This is a genomic window from Polyangiaceae bacterium (genome assembly GCA_015075635.1).
Classification (GTDB): Bacteria; Myxococcota_A; Polyangia; order Polyangiales; family Polyangiaceae; genus JADJKB01.
Window position 1 is genome coordinate 1708886 of the sequence record JABTUA010000001.1, and the last position, 18154, is coordinate 1727039.

15 protein-coding genes are annotated in these 18154 nt (G+C 69.5%); 12 read left to right on the plus strand and 3 right to left on the minus strand.

Translation table 11 applies throughout. The features are described 5' to 3' along the window. The first annotated feature begins 69 nt into the window (after positions 1-69). From HS104_07620 to rbfA, 11 genes are all read left to right on the plus strand, one after another. Positions 70-1830 (plus strand): protein kinase, encoded by a 1761-nt coding sequence (locus HS104_07620; protein MBE7479837.1) that lies wholly within the window; start codon positions 70-72, stop codon positions 1828-1830. A 96-nt stretch (positions 1831-1926) separates the two neighbouring features. Continuing rightward, the gene (locus HS104_07625) at positions 1927-3828 is read left to right on the plus strand and encodes a CRTAC1 family protein (protein MBE7479838.1); all 1902 of its coding nucleotides are present in this window, start codon (positions 1927-1929) and stop codon (positions 3826-3828) included. After that, complete coding sequence (locus tag HS104_07630) at positions 3825-4319, plus strand: DUF1285 domain-containing protein (protein ID MBE7479839.1); 495 nt, start codon at positions 3825-3827, stop codon at positions 4317-4319. Before HS104_07625 ends, HS104_07630 begins: the two co-directional genes overlap by 4 nt. 69 nt (positions 4320-4388) lie before the next feature. Continuing rightward, on the plus strand, positions 4389-5600 hold the full coding sequence (locus HS104_07635) for a D-3-phosphoglycerate dehydrogenase (protein ID MBE7479840.1): 1212 nt from the start codon (positions 4389-4391) through the stop codon (positions 5598-5600). 3 nt (positions 5601-5603) lie between these two features. Continuing rightward, positions 5604-6224, plus strand: coding sequence for a GNAT family N-acetyltransferase (locus HS104_07640; protein MBE7479841.1), 621 nt, complete (start codon positions 5604-5606; stop codon positions 6222-6224). Between the two features lie 237 nt (positions 6225-6461). Continuing rightward, positions 6462-7034, plus strand: coding sequence for a ribosome maturation factor RimP (locus HS104_07645; GenBank protein ID MBE7479842.1), 573 nt, complete (start codon positions 6462-6464; stop codon positions 7032-7034). A gap of 24 nt (positions 7035-7058) precedes the next feature. After that, the gene (nusA, locus tag HS104_07650) at positions 7059-8726 is read left to right on the plus strand and encodes a transcription termination/antitermination protein NusA (protein ID MBE7479843.1); all 1668 of its coding nucleotides are present in this window, start codon (positions 7059-7061) and stop codon (positions 8724-8726) included. Positions 8727-8749: 23 nt separating this feature from the next. Continuing rightward, complete coding sequence (locus tag HS104_07655) at positions 8750-9376, plus strand: YlxR family protein (GenBank protein MBE7479844.1); 627 nt, start codon at positions 8750-8752, stop codon at positions 9374-9376. Further along, on the plus strand, positions 9373-12006 hold the full coding sequence (infB, locus tag HS104_07660; GenBank protein MBE7479845.1) for a translation initiation factor IF-2: 2634 nt from the start codon (positions 9373-9375) through the stop codon (positions 12004-12006). Before HS104_07655 ends, infB begins: the two co-directional genes overlap by 4 nt. Positions 12007-12039: 33 nt before the next feature. Then, entirely contained in the window at positions 12040-12414 is a 375-nt protein-coding gene (locus HS104_07665) for a DUF503 domain-containing protein (GenBank protein ID MBE7479846.1), read from the plus strand. Between the two features lie 26 nt (positions 12415-12440). Continuing rightward, positions 12441-12785, plus strand: a complete 345-nt coding sequence (gene rbfA, locus HS104_07670; GenBank protein ID MBE7479847.1) for a 30S ribosome-binding factor RbfA — start codon at positions 12441-12443, stop codon at positions 12783-12785. 6 nt (positions 12786-12791) lie between these two features. On the opposite strand, the gene HS104_07675 is transcribed toward rbfA, so the two are convergent. Genes HS104_07675 through HS104_07685 form a run of 3 tightly spaced genes read right to left on the minus strand, consistent with a single transcriptional unit; the run spans position 12792 to position 16947 of the window. Next, on the minus strand, positions 12792-13313 hold the full coding sequence (locus HS104_07675; protein ID MBE7479848.1) for a hypothetical protein: 522 nt from the start codon (positions 13311-13313) through the stop codon (positions 12792-12794). Between the two features lie 32 nt (positions 13314-13345). Next, complete coding sequence (locus tag HS104_07680) at positions 13346-14560, minus strand: hypothetical protein (protein MBE7479849.1); 1215 nt, start codon at positions 14558-14560, stop codon at positions 13346-13348. Then, positions 14557-16947 (minus strand): OmpA family protein, encoded by a 2391-nt coding sequence (locus tag HS104_07685; GenBank protein ID MBE7479850.1) that lies wholly within the window; start codon positions 16945-16947, stop codon positions 14557-14559. Before HS104_07685 ends, HS104_07680 begins: the two co-directional genes overlap by 4 nt. A gap of 240 nt (positions 16948-17187) precedes the next feature. Between HS104_07685 and HS104_07690 the strand changes: the two genes are divergently transcribed. Further along, entirely contained in the window at positions 17188-18153 is a 966-nt protein-coding gene (locus HS104_07690) for an ABC transporter ATP-binding protein (protein ID MBE7479851.1), read from the plus strand. Position 18154: the final 1 nt, after the last annotated feature.

The window sequence follows — 18154 nt, forward strand, 5'->3', positions numbered from 1 at the left end:
ATCCCGGGTGCGAGCGTGCTTTCCTCAGGCTTCTCGCATGCGCCAGCAGGTGGACCAGGAGGGGGCAGCGTGAGCGACGAAGGACACGCTCACGACGCCGGCCACTCGGCCGACACTGGCTTGCGTCCCGCCGACCCGCTGGTGGGCACCACGTTGAAGGGGACCTATCAGGTCGTCCGGAAGATCGCCGAAGGCGGCATGGGCGTCGTCTACGAGGGCGAGCACGTGCGGCTGAAGCGACGCGTCGCCATCAAGGTCCTGCTCTCCCAGTACGCGCGTCACGCAGAGGTCATCGAGCGCTTCCGCCGGGAGGCGGAGGTCGTGGGCAGCCTGGGGCACCCGCACATCGTGCAGGTCTTCGACGTGGACGAGACGGAGCAGCACGACCCGTTCCTGGTCATGGAGTACCTGGACGGCGACACCTTGGCCGAGCGCCTCGAGCGCGAGCGGCGCTTGCCGCTGGCCACCGCCGTCCGCATCGCGTCGCAGGTCGCGTCCGCCCTCGCCAGCACGCACGAGAAGGGCATCGTGCACCGGGATTTGAAGCCGGAAAACGTGTTCCTGGTCCGGGTCACCGGCGAGAAGGAGTTCGCCAAGGTCCTCGATTTCGGCATCAGCAAGGTGCGCGGCGCGGGGCGCCGCCTCACCGCGCAGAACATGGTGATCGGCACGCCGGCGTACATGGCGCCGGAGCAGGCCCGGGGCGAGCGCGAGGTCGATCACCGCGTGGACGAGTTCGCGCTGGCGGCCATCACCTACGAGATGCTCTCCGGGCAGTCGCCGTTCCCTGGCGAGGAGCCGGTCGAGATCATGACGCGGGTCATCGCGGCGAATCCCGAGCCGCTGACCAGGGTCGCCCCCTGGGTGCCCAGCGCGATCGGAGCCGTGGTGATGCGCGCCATGGCGAAGCTGCCCGCCGATCGCTACCCGACCGTGACCGAATACGCCCAGGCGCTCGAGCAGGCGATGAGCGGCGCCGAGATCGCGACCACGCTGCCGCCGGAGGAGCGACGCACGGCTCCGGCGTCGCTCGGCACCTATAGCGAAACGAGCCCCCCGGCGGCGGAGGAGCGCATTCCCACCTCGGCCGCCCGCCACGAGCAGCCGACGCCGCTCGCGGCCCGGAAGGTGACCGCCGAGCGCGCGACGAGCCCCTCGGCTCACCCTTCGGGTCCGCCCAAGGCTCCGCTCATTCAGTCGGGCCGGACCCCGCCGCCCACGCCGGCGGAACATCGCATCGAGCACTTCACGCCGGTGTCCCGCCGGCCGTCGCGCACGCCGAGCTCGCAGCCTGCGGCGCCGGCGCCAGAACCACCGCCGGCCGCCCGCGCGAGCCCGGTGCCGCCCGAGAGCGTGCCGCCCTTCGAGCGCATCTCGCGCAGCCCGTCCAGCCCGCCGCCGCCCGTGAGCCCCTCGCCCGACGGGCTCTCGGAGAAGAACGTGCTGCGCGCCCAGCAAGTGCTCGAAGAGGCGCGGGCCGCCCTCAAGCTCGGCCGAATGGATGAAGCCGTGCGCCACGCCGAGGCGCTGCTCGAGCTGGCGCTGTTCGGGAAGAACTCCGCGATGTACGAGGTCCTGCGCAGCGGCATGCCGGTGGTCGACCACATCTTCGAGGCGCGGGTCGGGCCTCTGGACCGCCGCTTGGAGATCACCGACGTCGCTCGCGACCCGAAGAAGCTGAACCTGTCGAGCAAGGCGGCGTTCGTGCTCTCCTGCGCCGAGGGCGGCGTCACGATCCAGGAGGTGATCGACGCCTCCGGCATCCCGCGACGGGACGTGATCCGGATGCTGGCCGGGCTGATGCGGCGCGGGGCGCTGGTGCCGCATTGAAATTCTGATCGCCCGTGCTAAGTGAGGCGGGCGCCAGGCGCGCGGGGTGCGTACATGCGAAGGACTGTGTTTTCGGTGGGAGCTCTCGTGTTCGGGATGGCCTCCCTCTCTTGCGGCTCCGAGTCGGGGAGCGGCGCTGGCAGCGGGGGCAGCGGCGGCAGCGCCGGCGGTACGGGCGGCGGCGCCGGGAGCCCGCCGGCCTGCGACGCGCACGCGGTCTCGGGCGAGCCGACCTTCACCAAGCGCACGGCCGAGTGGGGGCTCAGCGGTGTCAACGGCAACCGGCTGGTGGCCGCGGATCTCGACGGCGACGGCTATCCCGACCTCGTGGTCCACTCGCTCTCCACCAACACGCGGGACCCGCTCGACGGCGGCCAGCCCGCGCTGATTCGCGTGCTGATGAACCGCCCCGCTCCCGGCGGCGGACGCAGCTTCGTGGACGAGACGCTGGCGAGCGGCTACGGCACGCCCCGCGACGGCGCCCAGAACGAGCTGCGCGCGGCCCACCTGGTGGTCAGCGCCGACGTGGACAACGACGGCGATCTGGATCTGTTCAGCGGGACCTTCACCGACAACAAGAAGGTGCAGTCGCCGCCGACACCCGGCGACGGCGATCGCAGCGAGCTCCTGCTGAACGACGGCAAGGGGCACTTCAGCTTGGCGCCGCCGCTGGAGCCGCACGCCAGCACGGGCCTGCCCACCAGCGGCGCCACCTTCGCGGACGTGAACCGCGACGGCAACGTCGACCTGTTCGTGGTCGGCTGGTACGAGAGCTACGGCACCTCGTACGTCGGCACGCAGGCGCGGCTGCACCTGGGCAACGGCGACGGCACCTTCACGGAGGTCACGGACAGCTCTGGCTTGACCACCGACGACTGGGGCCTCGAAGAAGGCACCAACCACCGGCCGGCCTACGGCGCAACCTCGTGCGACGTCGATGGCGACGGCGACATGGATCTCCTGGTCAGCGCCTACGGGCGCCAGTGGAATCTGCTCTACGTCAACGACGGCAGCGGCAAGTTCGTCGAGCAGGGCAAGGTCAGCGGCTTCGCCGGCGACGAGAACCAGGACTTCACCGACAACCAGATGTTCCTCTGCTACTGCACCAAGAGCAGCGACGCGGCGTGCCCCGCGAACCCGCAGCCGGTGATCAGCTGCACGAACACCGCCTGGAGCCAGTACGACTCGATGCCGTGGCGGAACAACGGCAACACCTTCAGCACGGTGTGCGCGGACGTCACCGGGGACGGCACGCTCGACCTGTACAACGCCGAGATCCGTCACTTCTGGGCCGGGCAGTCCAGCGATCCGAGCGGGCTCCTGGTGGGCGACGCCGCCGCCGGCGCCGTCAAATACGCGCGACCGTCCCTCGCGGAGCTGGGTCTCGCCTGGCCGCACCCCACGCCCTCCTGGAACGAAGGCGGGCTGATGGCCGCGACGGCCGACCTGGAGAACGACGGTCGCAACGAGATCCTGGTCGCGTCGAGCGACTACGCCGATCAGTACCTGTGGGTGTTCCACCAGAAGGTGGACGGCAGCTTCGAGGAGAAGGGTGAAACCTACGGCCTGAAGCACCCCTGCGCCAGCGGTCTGGCGGTCGCGGACTTCGACCGCGACGGCGACTTGGACGTCGTGGTCGGCTCCGGCACCGCGCGCGACTGCGGCAAGATCTGGGCGACGAACGAGGTCCACCTGTACGAGAGCGACGCCTCCACCAAGGGCAACTGGATCGAGCTCGACCTGCGCGGCGGCCCCGGCAGCAACGCCGCGGCCGTCGGTGCGCGCGTCACCCTGAACGCCGGCGGCACCAAAATGGTGCGTGAGGTGGGCGGCGGGTACGGCCACTTCGGCATGCAGAACGATCTGGTCGTCCACTTCGGTGTCGGCGCTTGCGACGCGGCTCAGCTGGAGGTGCGCTGGCCGGATGCGACGGGCAGCGTCGAATCACGCGGGCTCGTCGCCGCTGGCGCGCTGACCCAGGTCGTGCAAGGCAAGTGAAGCCCGGCGATCACCCCGAGTTCTTCCGCTGGCCCGCGCCCGAGGGGCGCTCGCGCGAGAGCAGCATCCGACTGGATCGCGAGGGGCGCTTCTGGCACGACGGCGCGCGGGTGGAGCACCCGGGCATGCAGCGCGCGTTCGCCTCGTGGATCGACCGCCACCCGGACGACGGCCGCTTCATCCTCACCAACGGCTGGGACTGGACCTACTTCAGCGTCGACGACGTGCCGTTCTTCGTCCACTCGCTCCGCGTCGAGCCGGGCCGCGTGACCTTGCTGCTTTCGGATGGCAGCGAGGAGAGCCTCGACCCGACGACCGTGTGCGTCGGCGACAACGACGCGGTCTACGTTCGGGTGAAAGACGGACGCTTCGAGGCGCGCTTCTCGCCGGAGGCCCAGACCCGCCTCGCGCCGCTGCTCTCGGAGACGCCGGGCGGGGAGCTCGTGCTCTGCCTCGCAGAGACCCAGCACCGCATCGGGCCCAGGCGCTGAACGGGCTTTCGCGGGGTCCGGGCGTCCCGGTAACAAAACTCTCCCGCCCGTGATAAAAGCGTCGCCCTCATGAAGGTCCTGGTCGCGGACAAGCTCAATCCGGCGGCGCTCGACGAGATGCGCACGTTGGGCGTCGAGGTCTCGTATCAGCCCGAGATCCGCGCAGACGCGCTGCCCGCCGCGGTGAAGGACGTCAACGTGCTGGTGGTTCGTGGCACGGAGGTCCGCGCCGACGCGATGAAGGCGGGGGTGATGCTGAACCTGATCATCCGCGCTGGGGCCGGCGTGAAGAACATCGACGTCAAGACCGCCAGCGAGCGCGGAATCTACGTCGCGAACACCCCGGGCAAGAACGCCTCCGGTGTCGCCGAGCTCACCATGACGCTGATCGGCAGCCTGGACAGGCGCGTGCCAGACGCCGTCAGCAGCCTGCGCGCGGGCAAGTGGGACAAGCAGGAGTTCGCGAAAGCGAAGGGCCTGCGCGGTCGGAGCATGGGCATCGTGGGCTTCGGCCACGTCGGCCGCGCCGTGGCCAAGCTGGGCTTGGCCTACGGCATGGACGTCCACGCCTGGAGCCGGTCGCTGGTGCCGGCGCGCGCCGCGGACCTGGGCGTCGGCTGGGCGCAGAACGTGCTCGAGCTGGCCAAGCGCTCCGAGATCCTGTGCGTGCACCTGGAGCTGACCGAGCGTACCCGCGGCATCATCTCGCGCGAGGTGATCTCCGCGCTGCCGAACGGCGGCATGCTGATCAACACCGCCGACGCGGGGCTCGTGGACTTCGCGGCGCTCACCGAGCTCGGGCCGATGAAGGAGCTGCGCGTCGGGCTCGACGTCCTGCCGAACGAGCCGGACACGCGGGTGGCCGACTACGACAACGCCATCTTGCACGCCGGGCTGGTCTACGCGACGCCTCACATCGGTGCTTCCACCGACGAGGCGCAGGTGGCGATTGCCGCGGAAACTGTGCGGATCTTGCGCAGCTTCTTGGTGAAGGGCGAGGTCCCGAACGTGGTGAACATCGCCGCCAACACCCGCGGGCGCTACGTGCTCGTGGTCCGCTTCCTGGACAAGGTCGGCGCGCTCGCCAACGTGCTGGGCGTGCTCAAGCGCCACGCCATCAACATTCAGGAGTTGGAGAACACCGTCTTCGAAGGTGGGCGCGCGGGTTGCGCCAAGATCCGCACCGACACCCGCCCGAGCGAAGGCTGTCTGGCGGAGATGATGGCGTTCAGCGACGAGGTTCTGCACGTCGATCTGGTCACGTTGCCGAACCTGGCGTGAGCCATGGCGCGGCGGAAGACCCAGCCGGCCTCGCCAGCCCCTGCGCCCACCCCGGCGCCCGACCCCCCGCCGGTGATCCGCGTGCGGCGCATGCACCGGCGCGACATCAAGCGCGTCTGGGAGTTCCTGAAGCTGGTGTTCCGCGACGTCAACCGCGAGACGGTCGAGTACCAGCGTCCCCGCACGCGCAATCAGTTCGAAGAGGTCTACGAAGAGGAAGGTATCGAGCAGCTCGTGTTCGAGACAGGCGCCGGGTCGAAGAGCCAGATCGTCGCCTACTCGGAGTGCGCCTTCGAGGTCGCCAAGGACAGCTGGGTCAACAGCCGCTACTTCGAGAAGCGCGACATGCGCCCCTTGTTCGTGGAGGAGCTGGCAGTTCACCCGGCCTACCAGGGGCACGGCGTGGGCAGCTTCGCGCTCGAGCAGCTGGAGCACCTGGCGCGAGTGCGGGGTTGTACGCACCTGGTGCTCGAGGTCGCGGAGAACAACGAGGCCGCGCTCAAGTTCTACCGGGTTCGGCACTTCATCAAACTGGACGCGATGATCTTCATGGCCAAGAAGATCCCGGGTCAGGAGGAGCTCCTGCCGCCCCGCAAAATGCGCTCGCGCCCCAAGCCCGGCTGAGGCGCTGCCCCGGTTCTCGGGCCCATCCCCCGGTAATCCCGGTAGTTTTTCCCTGGCTTGCGCTCCCCCGCGGCGTCGGCTAAATACCCCGCCGACAACTCGGGTGGATCCAGACGGACCCCCTACTAGGGTCCGTTTTTTTTTGGCCGGGTCCCGCGATCTCGGCCGGAAAACTCGGGTCTTCTCGAGCGCGGGGTACGGCCGTGGCCTGCCTCGCGAGTCGCCAAAGAACCATCCATGACCCTCGTCGCCCATGAACGTCTCCCCGGTCTCGACCGCGAGCGCGTGCTCGCTGCGGTGGAGCCCGTGCTCCGTGCGCACGGTGTCGAGGGCGTCGAGCTCGTGTGGCGCACGGATCGCGGCGGCTGGTTGCTGGAGCTCACCATCGAGCGACCGGACGGCCGCATCCCCGGCGAGGGCATCACCATCGAGCTGTGCACCGACGTCTCCCGCGACCTCTCCGCCGCGCTCGACGTGGCGGACGTGTTGAGCCACGCCTACCGGCTCGAGGTCGGCTCCCCCGGGCTCGACCGGGCGCTGTACTCGGCGCGGGACTACGCGCGCTTCGCGGGGCAATCCGCGAAGCTGAAGCTGCGCGAGGCCGTCGCGGGGCAGCGGGTGATTCATGGAACGCTTCACGGGCTCGACGAGTCGGGCCGTGTGGTGCTCGAGACGGAGCAGGGGCTCTCGAGCCTCGAGCTCGAGCAGATCGAGAGCGGGCGCCTCACCTTCAGTTGGGGCGGCGCCCCGCGCAAAGGCAAGCCGAAGGGAAAGGGGCCCGTACGACGGGCATCCGGCCACGGGCGCTGACCCGGGGCTCAGATCACGGAGACAATGAAAATGGCAGCGCACTCAGCTGGATTCGGCGACGACCTCGGAGGCATCGTCGAACAGGTGGCTCAGGAGAAGGGGATCGACAAGCAGATCCTCATCGAGACGATGGAGGCCGCCATCCTGAAAGCCGCCCAGGCCGCCTTCGGCCCCACGCGGGAGCTCGAGGCTCGCTTCAACGAGGACAGCGGGCACATCGACCTGTTCCAGTACATGACGGTGGTCGAGGAGGTGGCCGACCCGGAGCGGGAGATCGCCATCGACGTGGCCAAGAAGCACGGGCTCGAAGCCGAGATCGGCGAAGAGCTCGGCTTTCAGGTGTTCTGGCACCCGCGTGACGCCGAGAAGGCCCGGCAGCAGGACAAGGAGTTCGGCGCGGTGCTCGACATGAAACAGGCGCGCAGCACCTTCGGTCGCATCGCGGCGCAGACCGCCAAGCAGGTGCTGCTCCAGCGCGTGCGCGACGCCGAGCGCGACATCATCTACAACGAGTACAAGGACCGCCAGGGTCAGCTGATCCGCGGCATCGTCCGGCGCTTCGAGAAGGGCCACAACATCGTGGTGGATCTCGGGCGCACCGAGGGCATCCTGCCGGCTCGCGAGCAGACGCCGCGGGAGACCTACCGCCCCGGAGACCGCATCGTGGCGTTCGTGAAGGACATCGACCGCGAGGCGCGCGGTCCGATGATCATCCTGAGCCGCTCGGCCCCGCCCTTGGTCGACAAGCTGTTCGAGGCCGAGGTCCCGGAGATCTACGAGGGCATCGTCAAGATCGTGGGCGTGGCTCGCGAGCCTGGCAGCCGCAGCAAGATCGCGGTCACGACCCGTGACTCGGACGTCGACCCGGTGGGCGCTTGCGTGGGCATCAAGGGCTCGCGCGTGCAGGCCGTGGTTCAGGAGCTGCGCGGCGAGAAGATCGACATCGTGCCGTTCGACAAGGATCCGGCTCGCTACATCATCAACGCGATTCAGCCGGCCGAGGTCAACAAGGTCATCGTCGACGAGGCTGACCACCGCATGGAGCTCGTGGTGCCGGACGAGAAGCTCAGCTTGGCCATCGGCCGCAAGGGCCAGAACGTGCGCCTCGCCTCCCAGCTCACGGGCTGGAAGCTCGACATCATCAGCGAGAGCAAGTTCAAGCAGATGGAAGAGGAGGCGCTCCAGGCGCTCCGGCAGATCGACGGAGTCGACGAGGACCTGGCTCGCGCGATGTATCGCCTGGGCTTCCGTGCGCTGGAGGAGATCGCCGAGGCCGACGTGGCGGAGCTCGTGAGCATCCAGGGCGTCGGCACGCCCGAGGCCGCTCAGTCCCTGAAGGAGCGGGCGGAGTCGAGCATGGAGCGCATGCGGCGCGAGCGCATCGAGCAGACCGCCAGCCGTCCGGAGCCGCTGACCGAAAAGGAGAAGCTGCGCTTCGTCCGCGGCGTCGGCCTGCGCACCGCGCAGCTGGTCGAGGAGGCCGGCTACAAGACGGTGGCCGAGCTGGCACGCGAGGACGCGGACCGCCTGGCCATCCGCACCGGCCTCGGCATCAAGAAGGCCCGACTGATCCAGCAAGGCGCGCAGTTCTTCCTCGATCACGAGGCAAAGGAAATCGACCTGGCGCGGGCGAAGTTCGCCGCCGAGGCGCAGGCGGCCCCGGCCCCCGCCCCGGCCGCCCTGGAGGAGTGAGGCGAGCGCGGCCCATGCTCACCATGTCCGAAGCCCGAGCGCCGAGCGGTTCCAGCCGCACTTGCGTGGGCTGCCAGAAAGAGGCAGCCCCGGAGGAGCTGGTGCGCTTCGTGCTCGGACCAGACGGTGAGCTCGGGCCGGTGCTGTCCGGCAAGCAGAGCGGGCGTGGCGCCTGGGTACACCCGAGGACCGACTGCCTCGGCGCGGCGGCCAAGCGCGGCTTCGCGAAGAGCTTCCGCGCCCCGGTGCAAGCGGATGCCGCCGAGCTGGCGGCTCGAATCCGCGCCGCCGCCGATCGCCGGGTCCAGAGCCTGCTCGGAGCGGCGCTCGGTGCGCGGCAGCTCGCGGTCGGGGTGAACGAGGTCAAGGAGGCGCTCGGCAGCTCGAAGGCTCGCTTGCTGATCGTGGCGACCGACGCCCGCGCGGCGGCAGAGGCCCAAGAGGTTCGAGCCGCCGTCGCCCGCGGGCTCGCTCGAGCATGGGGGACCAAGAGTGAGCTCGGTCGCGTCACGCGCCGAAACGAGACGGGGATAGTGGCCGTGCTCGACTCGGGGCTCGGCCGCGCCCTCGCACAGACCATCGACTGGGCTCACACGGCGGAGCCAACAGCACGAGACGAAGCCGGTGGGGATTTGCCCACGGAGGAATGACGAAGATGCGTGTCTACGAGATCGCCCGCGATCTGGGCATGGAAAACAAAGCTCTGGTGGCTTTGCTCCAGTCGATTGGGGTGTCCGACGTGCGTAACCACATGAGCGTGGTCGGACCGGATGCCGTCGAGCGTGTCCGTCGACATCTCGAGAAGCAGGCCGCGCCGAAGGCGGCCGAAGAGCGCATTCGCCCCACCGTCGTGAAGCGCCGTGCGCCGGCGCGTCCCGCCGGCGAGGTGAAGGTGACCGACGTCGGGGTGGACACCCTGCGCTCGTCGCCGGTCGCCGCGTCGTCGCCGCGCGCGGCCGACGTGGTGCTGAAGTCGGCTCCGCAGGCCGCGCCGCCGCCCCTGCCGAGCGCGCCGCGCCACGAGCCGCCGCCGCCAGCGATGGAGCCCCCGCCCAGCGTCGAGGAGGTCGCGCCGCCGTCGGTGGAGGCGCAGCCGCCTGCTTCGGCGCCTCTGCCGTCGGCTCCGGTCGTCGAGGCTCCGCCGCCGCCGGTAGAAGCAGTGGCGCCGCCGGTGGAAGCCGCGCCGCCGCCCGTGGAGGCCGCGCCCGCTCCGTCCCCGACGCCGCCTCCGGCGCCGCGTCCGTCCAGCCCACCCAAGACCGGCATCGAGGTCTGGGAGGGTCGGCCGGGCGTGACCATGCCGGCGCGCACTCAGCCGACTCCGCGCCGCGTGCAGTACGACGCCAAGGCCGGAACCGGGCTCGGCGCCCGCGGGCAGCGTGGCGGTCCAGGCATGGGCGGCCCGATGGGACGGCCCATGGGCGGTCGTCCCGGGCAGATGCGCGGCCGCGGAATCGGCCAGTTCGTCAAGCCGAAGGGCACCGGCCAGGTCGTGACGCAGGAGCGCTCGGCCCACAAGAAGGTCGTCAAGATCGAGGGCTCGACCAACCTGCAGACGTTGGCCGGTCGCATGGGCATCAAGGCGACCGAGGTGCTGATGAAGCTGATGCGCCTGGGCATGACGGGCGTGAACATCAACAGCACCCTCGACGCGGACACCGCGAAGATCGTCGCCAGCGAGTTCGGCTGGGAGGTCTCGGACGTGGCGGTGAGCGAGGAGGACGCGCTCGTCGCGGCCCAGGGCCTCGAGACCGAGGAGGACCAGAACAGCGTGGGACGGCCGCCGGTCGTCACCGTCATGGGTCACGTGGACCACGGCAAGACCAGCCTGCTCGACAAGATCCGCAAGGCGAACGTCGTCGCCGGAGAGGCCGGGGGCATCACCCAGCACATCGGCGCCTACTCGGTGGACACACCTCACGGCAAGCTGACGTTCCTCGACACGCCCGGTCACGAGGCGTTCACGGCGATGCGCGCCCGCGGCGCGCAGACCACCGACGTCGTCATCCTGGTGGTCGCGGCGGACGACGGCGTGATGCCGCAGACGGTCGAGGCGCTGAACCACGCCAAGGCCGCTCAGGTGCCGATCATCGTCGCCATCAACAAGTGCGACAAGCCCGACGCTCAGCCCGAGCGCGCGCGGCGCGAGCTGTCCGAGCACGGCCTGGTGCCCGAGGAGTGGGGCGGCGACGCCATGTTCGCCGAGGTCAGCGCGCACACCGGCGCCGGCATCGACGACCTGCTCGAGAAGGTGGTGCTGCAGTCCGAGGTGCTCGAGCTCCGGGCCAACCCGGAGAAGCCCGCCACCGGCGTGGTGGTCGAGGCCGAGCTCGACCGCGGGCGCGGTCCGGTGGCGACCATCCTGGTTCAGGACGGCACCCTCAACCGCGGCGACACCATCCTGGCCGGTGCGGCCTGGGGCAAGGTGCGCGCGATGCTCGACGATCGTGGCCGCATGGTCGCGACGGCGGGCCCGGCGACGCCTGTGAGCGTGATCGGTCTGGACGACGTCCCCTCGGCGGGTGACCCCGTCCACGTCATCAAGGACGTCAAGAAGGCGCAGGAGATCGCCGAGAGCCGCAAGGTCAAGGAGCGGCGCAGCCTGATGCCGGGGACGGCCCGTGTCTCGCTCGAGGATCTGGCCAAGGCAATGTCCGAGACCGATCAGCTGGAGCTCAAGCTGATCATCAAGGCGGACGTGCAGGGCTCCGTGGAAGCGCTGCGCGACGCGCTGGTGAAGATGAGCACCAACAAGGTGAAGGTCAGCGTGGTGCACGCCGCGGTCGGTGCCATCACCGAAGGCGACGTGAACCTGGCCGTCGCCGCCAAGGGCATCATCATCGGATTCAACGTGCGCCCCGCGGGCAAGGCCACCGGCCTGGCTCAGCAGGAAGGCGTGCAGATCCGCCAGTACAGCATCATCTACAACGTGGTCGACGACGTGAAGGCCGCCATGGAAGGCCTGCTCGCCCCGACGCTGGTCGAGAAGGAGCTCGGCAAGGCCGAGGTCCGCCAGGTCTTCAAGCTCAGCAAGGCGGGCACCATCGCCGGCAGCATGGTGGTCCAGGGACTCGCCCGCCGCAGCGCCACCGCGCGTCTGGTCCGCGACGGCACGGTGGTCTGGAGCGGCAAGGTCTCGAGTCTGAAGCGCTTCAAGGACGACGCCCGCGAGGTCAAGGAAGGCTTCGACTGCGGTATCGGCCTCGAGGGCTACAACGACCTGAAAGAGGGCGACTTCATCGAGTTCTTCGAGATGGAAGAAGTGAAGCAGACTTTGTGATTTCGCACGAACATGTTCGTAGGAGTTGCACGCTTGGTTCTTCAGATCCCCGGCGCCCGCTCGCTCAAGGACCGGCGCCAGGTCGTCAAGAGCTTCAAGGAGCGCGCGCGGGCGCGCCTGCCCGTTAGCATCTCCGAGGTCGGGGACGTGGAGCGCCACCAGGTGGCGACCCTGGGCGCGGTGACGGTCGCGCGGGACTCCGCCTACTGCGTCAGCGTGATTTCCCAGCTGACGGAGCTGGCGAGCTCTCTGCCCGACGGCGTGCTCGCAGACGTACGCACCGAGGTGCTCTCGTTCGGCGAGGGCGGCGAAGGGATCCGCGGCGGCATCGAGTCTCGGGCCGAGGGCTCGCGCTCGAACCCGCCGGGCGACTTCGCCGATTTAGCCGAGAAGTGGGGTCAGAAGTGAGCCGGGGCGGACGCCGAGCGGACCGCGTGGCGGGCCTCGTGCGCATGCACCTGACGGAGCTGCTCCGCGAGCTGGGCGACGAGCGCCTGTCCACGGTGGTGATCACCGAGGTGGACGTGAGCGATGACCTCTCGGTGGCGACCCTGTCGGTGCGTTCACTCGCCGAGGAGTCCGATCCGAAGGCGCAGAAGGCGCTGCTCCGAGCGCTCGGTCACGCGTCGAGCCGGCTCAAGCGTGGGCTCGGCCCGCGGCTCGACCTGCGCAAGCTGCCCGAGCTGCGCTTCACCTACGATCTGGGTCACGACAACGTGCGGCGCGTGGACGAGCTGCTCCACGAGATCGAGGCCGAGGCCCGGGCAGAGAAGAAGTGAGCCCCGTCACTGCTTGCAGGGGCGCAAGGTCATGCTCCAGCGCATGTTCTTCTCGGTCATCTGCCCGTTGGCCTCGGTGTACTTCTGCTTGAACGTGAGGCTCACGGGGTTCGGCGACGATTTGCCGTCGCCGATGGTGCCGGAGTAGCGCATCGGATCCTTCTCGGAGCGGTTCAGGTCCAGGTTGACGTTGAGCGAGCCCGCGAACTTCGAGCGCGCGGAGCCGATGGCACTGCAGTTGACCAGGCAGCTCGCCTTCAGCTTGGCGCCGTCGTCCTTCTCCTCGAGGTCGTTGCACTTGCCGTCGCAGCTGATGTTCACGCCGCCCTTCTGCACGCCACCGCCGAGCGTGTAGTAGAGGCCGAGGCGTGCGCAGCTCGTCGCCGCTGGTGCCTCCACGACCGCTGGCGGGGGCGAGGCCGGCGGGGGGAGCTCCACCGCCGGCTGTGGCTGCTGCTGCTGCTCGTTCCCCTTGTTCTTGCACGCCAGGAGCGCGCCCAACACCAAGACGACGTGGAACACCCGCATCAGCCGACCTCCGCGTTGGCGTTCACGATACACTACTTCGACTCGAACGATGCCACGCCTGGTCCGAGCGGGGCGCTCGGGTCGAGGACGTTCGAGACGTCCACCCCGAGCAGGGTGCGCTGGAACCACGCCGTCGAATAGCGGTCGATGATGGCATGGGCTTCGGCGAACGGGATGTTGCTCGGCCCGCAGCCGTCGTCGAACTCTTGCACCGTCAAGCCGAGCTCTTCGATGAGCAGGCACATGTCCGAGAAGGTGAAGTGCCCGGCCTTCTCGATGCCGAGCAGGCTCTTGGGGGCGGGCAAGGAGTCGAAGGGGGCCTCTTGCTCCGTGGCCCAGGGGGTGATCGCGTCCGTCGTGCCGCCCTGGATCATCACCGGCATGGACACGTCGGCGAAGCCGTTGCGGTTGCCCCCATACATGGCCTGCGCGCCGCCGGGGGCGTGGGCCAAAGCCGAGACGAAGCGCGGATCCGCGTGGGACGCCGGCATCTCGACGTTCTCCCAGCCGTCGCAGATCAGGCCGCCTCCGGCCAGGCACTCCGCGAGCACGGCGGCGGTGTCGATGGTCGCACCGGCGACGCGCAGCGTGGTGTAGCCGCCGAAGCTGTGGCCGGCCACGCCCAGGCGCGAGGCGTCCGTCGAGCCCGAGAGCGTCCCGTCCGGCGCATCGGACCGCTCGAGCAAGGCGTCCAGCGCGCGGGAGACGTCGCCCGGGCGCAGCGCCGCCGCTTCTGCCGGCGGGATGGCCAGGGCCTTGTTGACCTGCTCCGCGAAGGTGTTTCCGACGTGATCCGGCGCCGCCACGACGAAGCCATGGGTCACCAGGTACTCCGTCAGGTAGACGCTCTGGATGCGGGTGCCGCCGTTGCCGTGGGAGAAGACCACGGCCGGGTAGGGGGCTCCGCGTCGGTCGAGCTGGGCGTCGCGCCGCGCTCCGCGCGGCGAGGGCAGGCGCGCCAGCTCGAGCACGCCGACCTTCAGCACGTACTCTGCGGGCTCGCCCCCGCCCCGCGCGGGGTACCAGACCTCGACGGGCAGCGTGCGGTCGCCACTCTGCACCTCCACCGTGGTCACGCCGATGGCGTAGGGGCCGGCCGCCTCCGGCGGCGCCGGCTGGGGAGCGCCTTCGTCCTCGGGTCCCGCGTCGTCGGCGCAGCCGGCCACGCAGCTGAGCACGCACAAAAACGAGAGCGCCCGCATCTCGCGAGGATAGCGCGGGATGCGGGCGCCTGCTTCGGGGATCACTTCTTCTGGGTGATCATCAGCTGCACGCGGCGGTTCCGCGCGCGGTTGGCCGGCGAGACGTTGGGCACCAGCGGCTTGTCCTGGCCGTAGCCCTTGGCGTCGAGGCGGCTGCCATCGACTCCGAGCTTGACCAGCGCGTCGCGGACCGCGTCGGCGCGCTGCTGGCTCAGGCGCTGGTTGTAGACCGGCGAGCCGGTGTTGTCGGTGTGGCCCTGGATCTCGATCTTGGCGATCTCGGCCCGGTTCTTGAGCACGTCGGCGATCTCCTCGAGCAGCGCGTGCGAGTCGGGCTCGATGGTCGCCGCGTCGTGGGCGAAGTGGACCTGCTTCTTCAGCTTCACCTCGTTGGCCACCACCGTGACGTTCGGCGCCTTCGGGCGCTTGTTGAGGGAGATGGTCGCCTTCAGATCTTCCTGCGGCTTGACCTCCAGCTCGGTCACGCTGGTGAAGTAGCCGTTGGCCGTGACCGTGATCTTGGCCGGGCCCGGCGGCACGTTCTCGAAGCGGAAGGCGCCCGAGGCGTCGGCCGCGAGCTCGAGCTCGCGATTCAGCTTGTCGGTGATCTTCACGCTCGCGGTGGCCACGGGTTGGTTGTTCTCGCCATCGACCAGACCGCCGATGATGTTGCCGACCTTCGGCAGCGCCTCGAGCTCGCAGGTCATGTTGACGATGGTCGGCTGGTTGGCGGGGGCCGGCGCCATGCCCGGTCCCGCTGGGGCAGCGCCCGGATAGGCCGGAGCGGTGTAGCCCGGCGGCGCGCCGAAGGCCGGGGCGGCGCCCATTCCGGCGGCGGGGATGGTCGCCTGGCACTGGCCGTCGCGGTAGCCGTCGGCCTTCACCGTGAAGGTGTAGGTGCCGGGCTCGAGGTCGATGGTGCGGAAGGTGCCGTCGTCGTTCGCGACCATGCCGGTCAGGTTGCGGCCGTCGAAGCGGATGATGGCGCCGCCCACCGGCGTGTTCGCGCCCTTCTCGACCACCGTGCCGGCGACGTAGCGGTCGGCGGCGACCGGCGCGACCGCGGGCTTCTCGACCTGCACCTCCTTGATGATGGGGGGCTCCTTCTTGGTGTCCGCCGCCCAGCCCAGGCCCAGGTACAGGGTCCACGGCGACTCGGGCGCGACCTCCTGGATGAAGTTCGAGGTGGCGCCGGTGCCGATGTCGAAGGCGGCGAGCAAGCTCAGGCCGTCGATGCCCGGATAGGCGCGCGCGCCCAGCGTGATGCGAGAAGGCGAGCTGCCGAAGCCGGCGTCGGTACCCAAGCAGCCGTCGCCCACCTCCTTGCGGCTCTCGTTACACACGTAGTCCTGGCGGTTCATCGGTACGTCGATGGTCCACTCCGCGAACGGCCGCACGTAGTCGAACATGCCCTCGAGGCCGAGGCCGATCTGAAAGGTGTCAACGCGGTTGATGTCGAGGCCGTAGCGCTCGATGCGCGTGATCTTCTGCCCGTTGCGCGCCTTCTCGGTGTCGCCCACCAGCTCGCCCGAGTTGTCGAACTTGTAGCCGAGGTTGGCGTTGATCTTCAGCGGGATGCGGTCGTCGGGGTTGGTGTGGTTGTTCAGATCGGCGGTGGCCAGGCCGCGGATGGCGTAGCTGGTGCCCGAGCCGTCGAGGCCGACGCCGCCCGTGCCGTTCAGGAGCCAGAGCTGAAGCTCGCCGCCCACCGAGAAGACCGAGTCCGGCTGCCAGGGCATGAAGCCCTTCAGGCCGATGTTGGTGTCGCCGAGCACCTGGAGCAGGCGCGGGCGGCTTTGATCGTTCTCCGTCGCCGTGGCGTGGAAGCCGAGATAGGCCTCCAGGAACGGCAAGAGCGTCGCGTTCATGCTGAGGTGGGCGCCGATGCGCGTGACCTCGTCGTCGGCCGTGGCGCCCGCCGGGTTGTTGGAGGTGTTGTAGTTGCAGCGGCCGCCTTCGCACAGGAAGCCGGTGCCGGTGAAGTAGCTGGTGATGAAGCCGACGCGCAGCGACCCCGGAGCGCCGGAGCCGGCGTACGAGGTGTGCAGGAGCCCGGTCGAAGCGGCGAGGTTGTTCTGGATCATCAGCGACGTGCGGCGCCACTGGCGCTCCGTCTCCGGATCCATCTCGCCACCGCCGGCTCCGCTCGCTTCGCCGCTCGTCTGCATACCGCTGCCGAGCGACCAGCTCGCGCTGCCGCTCGCGCCAGCCGCGTTCGGATCTCCCGCCGGTGCGCCGCCAGCCGGAGGGGCGCCCCAGCCGGGCTGCGCACCCGGTGCCGGAGTCGGCGCGGCGGGCGCGGGCGCGGGCTCCGCGCCGGGGGCGGGCTGACCACCTTCGGGTGGCGGCGGCAGCGGTTGCTGCGCCAGGACACTGGAAGCGAAGGTGAGAGAGCCGAGCAGGGAGAGAGAGGCGAGACCGGAGCTTTTCATTTTCCCTCGTTAAAAAAACCACGCGGCCGAGCGAGCCCGTTTGCTCGCACCCGAGCCACGGCCGGGCCGGGTTTTAACACCCTTTGTCGCGCCGCCGAAATGCGCGATTTCGCTCGGCTCGTCGTGGACGGGAGGGGCGATTTCTCGACGCGGCACCGGCGTCCACCCACCACGCCGAGATTTTCCAAGGGAATCTAGCTAGTTGGACGCTGAGTGGGGCGGAGGTAAGCTGCCCACCGCGTGAGCGAGGTGCTGATCGCAGTCAAGGGCCTGAGGAAGGTCTTTCGTCACGGCCTGGCACGGCGCCGCGTCGAGGCGGTGAAGGGCGTCAGCTTCGACGTTCGGCGCGGCGACATCTTCGGCTTCCTGGGTCCGAACGGCGCCGGCAAGACCACGACCATCAAGATGCTCACGGGCCTGATCGCGCCGAGCGGCGGCACGGCGACCATCTTCGGTCACTCCATTCCGAGCGCCAAGGCGATGGAGCGCGTGGGCTTCATGCCCGAGAACCCCTACGTCTACCCCTACCTCACGCCCGTCGAGTTCGTGGAGATGTGCGCGCGCCTCTCCGGCCTCACCGGCAAGAAGGTCCGCGACCGTTCGCGCGCCGTATTGGAACAGGTCGGCATCTGGTACGCAGCCGAGCGTCCCGTGCGCCGACTGTCCAAGGGCATGTTGCAGCGCACCGGGCTCGCCGCGGCCTTGGTCGCCGATCCCGAGCTGCTCATCCTCGACGAGCCGATGAGCGGGCTCGATCCGGTCGGGCGCAAGGAGGTACGCGATCTGATCTTCGAAGAGCGCAAGGCGGGCCGCACGATCTTCTTCTCGACGCACATCTTGAGCGACGTCGAGACGCTGTGCGACCACGTCACCATCCTGCGCCAAGGCAACGTGGTGGTGAGCGGCCGCCTCGCCGAGCTGCTCAAGAGCGACGTGAAGCGCACCGACGTGGTGCTCGTGGGCGCCGACACCGCCTTCGAAGCACTCGTGTCCGAGCTCGGGCACGGGAGCCGGCGCGCGGCGGATCGCCTGATCGTCGAGGTGGAGGGGCAGTCGCGCGTGAGCGAGCTGCTCCGGGCTGCCCTGGACGCCAGGGTCGCGATCGCGGAGGTCACCCCTCGCCACGAGACCCTGGAGGATCTGTTCGTGCGGGAAGCCATCGACGAGAGCAGCGGAGAAGGTCGCGCGCCGAGCGCGGCGACGTGAG